5 protein-coding genes are annotated in these 8,789 nt (G+C 43.9%); 2 read left to right on the plus strand and 3 right to left on the minus strand.

From position 1 onward, the window contains the following. Positions 1 to 26: 26 nt before the first annotated feature. The 3 genes from BLR27_RS16490 to BLR27_RS16500 form a co-directional block, all read right to left on the minus strand. The gene (locus tag BLR27_RS16490) at positions 27 to 740 is read right to left on the minus strand and encodes a hypothetical protein (protein ID WP_090706719.1); all 714 of its coding nucleotides are present in this window, start codon (positions 738 to 740) and stop codon (positions 27 to 29) included. 56 nt (positions 741 to 796) lie between these two features. Further along, complete coding sequence (locus tag BLR27_RS16495; protein ID WP_090706720.1) at positions 797 to 2,218, minus strand: FAD/NAD(P)-binding protein; 1,422 nt, start codon at positions 2,216 to 2,218, stop codon at positions 797 to 799. A 156-nt stretch (positions 2,219 to 2,374) separates the two neighbouring features. Next, entirely contained in the window at positions 2,375 to 3,319 is a 945-nt protein-coding gene (locus tag BLR27_RS16500; protein ID WP_090706722.1) for a sulfite exporter TauE/SafE family protein, read from the minus strand. A 1,032-nt stretch (positions 3,320 to 4,351) separates the two neighbouring features. Between BLR27_RS16500 and dinB the strand changes: the two genes are divergently transcribed. After that, positions 4,352 to 5,509: a DNA polymerase IV gene (gene dinB, locus BLR27_RS16515; RefSeq protein WP_090706726.1), complete on the plus strand. Its 1,158-nt coding sequence runs from the start codon at positions 4,352 to 4,354 to the stop codon at positions 5,507 to 5,509. A gap of 3 nt (positions 5,510 to 5,512) precedes the next feature. Further along, complete coding sequence (locus tag BLR27_RS16520) at positions 5,513 to 8,449, plus strand: DNA polymerase III subunit alpha (protein ID WP_090706728.1); 2,937 nt, start codon at positions 5,513 to 5,515, stop codon at positions 8,447 to 8,449. Positions 8,450 to 8,789: the final 340 nt, after the last annotated feature.

Consider the following 8,789-nt stretch of genomic DNA (forward strand, 5'->3'; position numbering starts at 1 on the left):
CCATAAAACCTGATTTTTTACAGGGCCTATTGTTTAGATTCCTTAGACCATACCTCATATATCGGATTACCCGTTGAGCTAAGCCCCGAATGGTGCCAGTTTCCATCAACTAATTTCCCATCAAAAGAAAGAGAGGCTCCAACGCGATTATTATCGCGGGAGAAAAATTCAATATTCTCTGTATATTTTCCCTTTTCAAAGGTGTATGATCCCCCACCGGTACCAAAAAACTCTTTGGTTTCAGCATTTATGGCTGCCCATTGGAACCTTGAACCGGTAAGTACTTTCAGGGTTTTGCGTGCTCGTGGCGGACTGTAACTGATCTTGCCATCCTGCATTCTTCCTGACATACGCCAGGTACCTGATATCTCCCCCTGCCCCTTATCCAGTAAATTCCAAACTGCTTTTTTACCACTGAGATCTGAAGTTAATCTATCCCTTTTGATCACAAAACTATATTTGAGCTGCTGCCCGATCTGATCCTTATCAATCGTATTAAATTCAACCGTAGCGTCCAGGTTATTTCCTGAAAATTGATAGGTACCGCCTCTGCTCTGAATGAATTTCTTATTTACCTTATCAAAAATGGTATGCATAAAATATCCGTCAGACAATAACAATACCTGCTCCATGGTGCCTTCCTGAGTTTGCCAGGCACCATTGATAGTGCTTTCATTGAAACTATTGCCTGGTGTAAAACTGCTCAGGCAAACAATGAACCCAATAAATAGTAATTTCATGTTCTTTAGCATATCGGTCTGTTTATACTATTAAAAATAAGAAAAATTATAGTTGATTATGAACTCAGGATCTTAAAAGCAAGTTTTTGAGTATTCAACGAATGAATCCTATTAGCGATCTGTACAGCCTGAACTCTGATTTCACTGACCGCTGTACTCTCCCAAAGAACACCTTTCAAATTTGATCCGATGGTAAATAAGCCGGATTCTATGGATCCCTTTTCATTGATTAGCTCAAAAGTATTCGGATCTGCATTGATTCCTAGTTTGAGCTCATCCTGACTCAGGACACCTTTGAGCAGAGCATTTTTTAAATAATTAGTTTCAAGTTTAAGAAGATCCGTTTCCGGACCGGTACAATTAATCACCCTGCTTACCTGGATCTGCACCTCCCTTTGTTGCTTTTTATCAAAGAACATTGCGGTGATATCCCCCTGACATTCAACGATGTCGCTAATCTTTCCGGAATAGATATGCAACTGGCCGTCTATCCTGAGCTGCTGTAATTTATCATGGATATTCAATGGTATTCTATGCCTTGCAACTCCCCATAGATGTCGCAATCTTGCCATAAAGACTCGTTTTTCTCTGATCGTAAGATTCATCCAGATCTTTTGAGTCAAAGGCCGGAGTGAATCAATAATAGGCTCTGCCGACAAGCCGTATGCTCTGACCAGCTTCTTATGTATATTAAAAAGTTTAACAAGCTGATAAAGACTGGTACCACTGCTGATCTCTTCCAACAGTTTTGTATAGGCTAATCCATTATGTCTGTGCGGAAGTATATTAAACCCATTGGGAGATATCGAGATGATCTGGCCGCTAAAACCTTGCTCCAGCAAGCCCATAACAGTATCTACCATGGTCAGGCCATTCCCAATGATCAATACTGGTTTGTTTGAATTCAGGTCTGAAACAGAGCGCCTGTCCCATGGATTTTGAAAATAATTCGAACTCTCCTTAAAAAACGAGCTTTTTATCTGCGGATTTCCCGGCAAATGGTTGCCGCTGGCTATTATACCATATTCAGCCTGTACGGTTTTTCCATCATTCAGGATCAAGTCAAGGGAATCATTTGCATGCGAAATATCAACAACCGCAGAATTGATCACCCTGACGGCTACCTGATTCTCTTTTGCCTGCCTGAGTGTTTCTTCCCAAATATCTTTCAGGTATTCTCCATAAAGTTTACGGGGCAGGTAAGAATTGCCGATCAACTCTCTTTCCTTACCTTTAAAATGATCCCTCAGCATCACCCAGTTCAGGAAATGATCAGGATCAGCAGGGAACGCACTCATTCTGGAAGCAATAACATTCAGGAGAAATTTCTCAGAGTAAGGATCATAAGCAATTCCTGTATTGAGCACATCACTCTCATTGATCAGAATTACTTCCATCGGACCGGCCGCATTCCTGACCAGGTGAGTACTTAACAATGTTCCCGAAAAACCTCCGCCAATGATCGCAATTTTCAGCATTCATACCTGTTTGAAGGATAAATGTATTTATAAAATATGAGATTAGAGGAGAGTTAGGAGCTTAGTTGGTACCGGCGAATTAATGTTGCGGATTATAGATCATGTGTTAGGGGCTTATCCATAGAACATGGCAAATGAACCACCACAAAACCTGGCTTAAATAAGCTTCTCAAGCGAATTCCAGATGATCCGCAAACTGGAAATGATCACCAGTACACCAACCCCGATGAACATCTTTTTAAGCGGTAATTTTCCGGCCAGTCTTGCAGCAATTGGAGCAGCAACTACTCCGCCTACGATCAAACCCAGCACGGTTTGCCAATGACTAACACCTAATATGATGAAAAATGTGAGCGCGCTGGCCATCGTCACAAAAAACTCTGTCAAACTCACAGAACCAATAACATATTTTGGTGTCCGGCCTTTGGAGATCAAGGTACTGGTAACTAATGGCCCCCAGCCTCCTCCACCGAATGAATCCAGAAAACCTCCGGCACCGGCGAGCCAGCCAGCATGTTTAACTTTCTGTGCTTTCCTTTTCTCTTTGAATGCATTGGTTAATATCCTGACGCCAAGAAGCAGAGTATACCCAGAAATAACAGGGCGGATCCATTGTGAAAAATTATCTCCTGCATAACCCAGAAATATAGCCCCGATGATCGCACCCAGAACACCCGGAATGAGGAGAGTTTTGAATAATTTCATGTTCACATTTCCGAATCGGTAATGGCTGAAACCGGATGCTCCGCTTGAAAACATTTCTGCTGTGTGAATACTTCCCGAGATCACTGCCGGGTTTAAACCTCCTGATAACAAAAGAGTCGTTGAAACCACGCCATAACCCATACCCAATGCTCCGTCAACTATTTGTGCACAAAATCCAACAAGCAGCATCCACATAAATTTTTCATCTATCTGCGCTGAGAGATCTTTACTTAATTCTACAACTGTTGCATAACCGATATACGTGTAAACTGCATACACAATAAAAAGCAGTGCCAAACTGAATAATGATAAATAGGCGATCATTTTCCACTTTCTTTCCTGAGACTTCTCAGAGACGTTACGCGGTAAATCTACTTCACCTTCTTTTAGCTTCATGAACAGTTGATAGTATTGGTATAAAGTCTATGGAATTAGTCGACAATTATAATCAAGTTTTTTTGTTTACACCTAATTTATTTTGTTTTTTATTGTTGTCCGGTTAAATTTAGGATTAATAAAGAGCCTTATTTACACCTTTAAATTGAGAGTATTTTTTGAATCAAAAAGTAAGAGCTCCCTTCATAACCTTACCACCCTCTATCGCCGGGTGGGCTCGTAGTTATTCACAGGTTTTTTTATTGTTTTTTAAAGGTGTTCATGCTTTCGCCGCTGAAGGGCGGCTCAGGTTTGAAGGCCAAAAGTAACCAAAAGCCTTTTTCAATCCCTAGGTGCCTTTGGCCACAAGACCACCACACATCAAAAAAAAGTGATCGCTGCTTTTGGGGGATACCAAAATATGAAAGCCATCCGGGTATGATCCCAAAATCTAATGCTCGGAAGTGTTATTTGAAAGAAACTGCATCTGTTTTTTGATTTTTCCGGCACTGGGGATTGAATCGTCCTTCGGGTCCGTTTATCTGTTATGAATGGGAGCTGGGACAGTGCGATGGGTAACAACCGTTCATAAATTACCGGTATTGCTTATTGCAGAAATCGGCCTCCTGGGATTTGGCAGTAAAGGCGTACTTTATCCTTGCATTAACAATCATAAATCACTGCATTCAAGTAATCCGGAGAAGTGTTGCATATCCATTCATATATTTCAAACCATAAACACGGCTTGGATTACACCGATAGGATAAAGTGTGGATTTACAACAAATACCGGGAAGCCGCGGCTCTTTTGCTTACTTTTCCAGCTGAAGGGAAAAGTAAGTGCCCTCTCCGCGGCATGAGCGGGATGATTTCTATATGACTCGTCCTATATTTTTCCCAGACACTAATGATTTTTATTAAAAAAGAAGACAAATATCCCTATTCCGTTATAAATATCCCTTTAGCCACCCCCGGCATCCACAAATAAATGAATTCATAAATTATTGCAAATGCTAAAAATTTTAGCATAGATTTGTATCCCTGCAAATGAATTATGCTGAAGGACAAACAAATCATACATATTGATCAGGATGCATTTTTTGTATCCGTAGAGCTTCTGAAGAACTCTTCCCTGGCCGGGAAACCGGTGATCATCGGGGGAACTTCTGATCGTGGGGTAGTTGCATCCTGCAGTTATGAAGCCCGGAAATTCGGCATTCATTCGGCCATGCCCTCCAGAATGGCCAGACAGCTTTGTCCGCATGCCATCTTCATCCGCGGCAACATGGAAGAGTACAGCAAATACTCTCACATCGTCACCGATATTCTGCAGGAAAAAGTACCGGTACTTGAAAAAGCGTCCATTGATGAGCACTACATAGATATGACCGGCATGGACCGCTTTTATGGCTGCATGAAATTTGCACATGAGCTGAGGCTTCACGTGATGAAGGAAACGGGCCTGCCTCTTTCCTTTGGTTTATCGGTCAATAAAACGGTATCAAAAATAGCCACCAATGAATGCAAGCCCAACGGAGAACGGCAGGTGCCTCTTGATGAGGTGCAGCCTTTTTTAAACCCACTGTCCATTAAAAAAATACCGGGCCTGGGTCAGGCAACCTATATCAAGCTGAGCGAAATGGGGGTTCGCTTTATTTACACATTGTCACAGATCCCTCAGGAGCAGCTGTTCAAAGTACTGGGAAATAATGGAACAAGCCTGTGGCAAAAAGCACATGGGATCGATAATTCGCCGGTCCTGCCCTACCGTGAGCAAAAATCGATCGGTACACAAAGCACCTTCGAAACCGACAGCATCGATACGCATACGATCAAACAGTTAATCACATCCATGGTAACCGACCTCTGCTTTCAACTCAGGGCTCAAAGAAAACTGACGGCCTGCATCACAATAACCATCCGCTATTCCAATTTTGAAACCCATACCCAACAGGCTAAAATACCTTATACCACACTTGACTCCTTCCTGATCAGCAAAGCGAAAGAGCTGTTTGACAAGTTGTATAACCGGCGCATGCTGCTTCGTTTGGTTGGAGTTAAACTTTCGCAACTGGTCAGCGGGCATGAACAGATCAGCCTTTACAGTGCTTCCGAAGAACAGTATAAACTTTATCAGGCCATGGACCGCATCCGGAACAGGTTCGGTGAGAAAGCCGTGAAACTGGCATCAACCATTAACATAAAGCTTTAAGCCATGTATCTGAATGTTCATTCCCAATATAGTTTACGCTATGGCACATTATCCATAGAAAAGCTGGTGGAACAGGCTAAAACCCTGGGAATAGAACAAATGGCACTTACCGATATCAATAACTCTACGGGAGCTATGGAATTCATCAGGGAATGCCAGGAAAAAGGGATCAAAGCCATTACAGGTATTGAGTTCAGGAAATCATCCGGACTTCTGTATATCGGGATAGCCCGCAACAGGGAGGGCATGAAAGAATTGAATGACTTCCTCAGCTTCTACAATCTCAACAGTATGGAGCTGCCCGACAAACCCTGGGATTTTCAGAATGTTTACATCATTTACCCATACAAGCCTGAACACAGGACTTTGAAAGAAAATGAATTTCTGGGTATCCCCTACCGGGATTTGAACAGTCTTTTCGGGAAGCCATTATCCGGGATCAGGGAAAAGATTGTGGCTCTGCATAGCGTGACTGTCAGCAATAAGATCGAGCATCGCCTGCATACCTATTTAAGAGGAATAGACCTGAACACCCTGCTCTCCAAGATCGGGAAAAATGACTGCTGCCATGAGGATGAGGTGTTCCTCCGACCTGATCAGCTAAAAAAACGTTACGAGGCATATCCCTTCATTATCAGTAATACCGGGAAGCTGATGAACGACTGCAGCAGCAGCTTTGAAAAGGGCTCAAAGAACCGGAAAACATTTACCGGATCGGCAAAAGATGATAAAGCCCTGCTGGAAAAACTCGCCCTTGAAGGGATGGAATACCGCTATGGCCGCTCGAACCGGGAAGCTTTAAAACGGGTACAGAAAGAACTTGCGGTTATTGATGAGCTGCATTTCTCTGCTTATTTTCTGATCACCTGGGATATCATCCGCTATTCAATGGCACGGGGCTATTATCATATCGGGAGAGGCTCAGGGGCAAACAGCATCGTCTCTTACTGCATGCGTATCACTGATGTGGATCCGATAGAACTCGACCTGTATTTCGAGCGCTTCCTGAACCGGCAACGGAGTAGTCCGCCCGACTTCGACATCGATTACAGCTGGGATGAACGGGAAGATGTGCAGGACTATATATTTAAACGTTACGGCAGCAATCACACCGCATTACTGGGAACGATGAGTACGTTTAAAGACCGGTCCATCATCCGGGAGATCAGCAAGGTAATGGGGCTACCGGCTCAGGAGATAGATAGTTTTACCGACCCAACAAAACAGGAGCAGAACCGCAACAACCCGACTTTCGCTAAGATACTGGCCATTCAGAGCATGATGCAGCACATGCCCAATCAACGTTCTATCCATGCAGGAGGTGTGCTGATCTCGGAAGAACCGATCACCTATTATACCGCACTGGATCTGCCGCCCAAGGGTATGCCTACCGTGCAATGGGATATGTATGAAGCCGAAGCCATCGGATATGAAAAATTCGATATCCTGAGCCAGAGAGGCATCGGACATATTAAAGAGGCGGTCCGTCTGGTCCTCGAAAATCAGAAAACAAAACTGGATATCCATGCGGTCAGCTCCTTCATGAAAGACCCGAAAATCAATGCAAAATTAAAAACAGGGAAAACCATCGGCTGCTTTTACATCGAATCGCCTGCCATGCGGCAACTGCTGAGAAAGCTGGGATGTGAGAGTTATCTGACACTCGTTGCTGCAAGCTCCATCATCCGACCTGGTGTAGCCTCTTCGGGAATGATGAAGACCTATATCAGCAGTTTCCATGATCCCGAAAATGTAAAATACCTCCACCCCGTGATGAAGGAACACCTTCAGGAAACCTTCGGCGTGATGGTGTATCAGGAAGATGTGATCAAGATCTGCTACCATTATGCCGGGCTCGACCTCACAGATGCCGACGTCTTGCGGCGGGGTATGAGCGGAAAATACCGCTCTAGAAAGGAATTTGATCGCCTGGTTCAGCGATTTTTCGACCGTGCCAAAGAGATCGGAAGAGATGAGAAAACTACCGAAGAAGTCTGGCGGCAGGTCTCATCTTTTGCGGGATACAGTTTCTCAAAAGCCCATTCCGCTTCATTCGCTGTAGAAAGTTACCAGAGCCTATTCCTGAAAACCTATTATCCACTGGAATTTATGGTGGCCGTACTAAATAATTATGGCGGGTTTTATCAGCGCTGGGTCTATGTTCATGAGCTTCAGAAATCGGGTGCCCGGGTACATTTACCATGCGTAAACAATAGTGAAACGAAGGTTAGGATAAGAGGTAAAGACGCCTGGCTGGGTTTTATCGGCATACAAGGGCTAGAAAGCCATTTTATGGAACTGATTCCCGCAGAGCGAAATGCCAATGGGCCTTACCGGGATCTTGCTGATCTGATTAAACGTACCGGAGTCAATCTGGAGCAGGCGATCATCCTGATCAGACTTGGTGCATTGCGGTTTACCGGAAGCAATAAAAAAGAGCTTTTGTGGGAGGTCCATAACTACCTGGGCAGCAAGACCGTTCCAAAGCAAAGCACTGAACTGTTCTGCACAGAAGCCAAAGAATTTTACCTTCCCGAACTGCAAACCTCTGTACTGGAAGATGCTTATAATGAACTGGAATTGCTGGGGTACCCGCTTAGCATGGACATGTTCGACCTGCTCAGAACCAGCTACCGCGGCGACCAGATGGCAGATGATCTTAGTAAACATGTCGGACAGATCATCCGGACAGTAGGCAATTACGTTTGTGAAAAGCCGGTCCGCACGAAGAATAATAAAAAGATGTGGTTCGGAACTTTTCTGGATAAAGAAGGCGATTTTCTGGATACCATACACTTCCCGGCAAGTACTCCGGCATATCCATTCCGTGGTAAAGGATGTTATCTGATTGAGGGTAAGGTGGTCGATGATTTTGGTTACCCCAGTATCGATGTGAACAAATTCGCTAAACTACCTATCAGGGATAATCCGGTTTTTTAGGTGGCTGAGGCAGGAGGCTGGTTGGTGGAAACACAAACCAGAGGGAAGCTGGGCAGTGACTCCTATGATCGGTGTCTCCTATGGTCGGTGTTTTTCAAGATATCACACGCGACACGCGTGCGCCCAATGTCATTAAGTTAAGCTTTTATTCTGTTGGTATCCTGTTATGCCGAAGGGTTGGGGCATCTATTTTTGAAGTATAAATTAGATTCTTCGCTGCGCTCTGAATGACAAAGTTCCTTAACTTAACGTGAGTTCGATATAAGGCTTATTCAAGTTAAAAAGAAAGTTGTAGGGATTTGGTTTGATCAAACTCAAACTGTGATTTGATGGAAGGCTT

Source organism: Daejeonella rubra, from assembly GCF_900103545.1.
GTDB classification, from domain to species: Bacteria; Bacteroidota; Bacteroidia; order Sphingobacteriales; family Sphingobacteriaceae; genus Daejeonella; species Daejeonella rubra.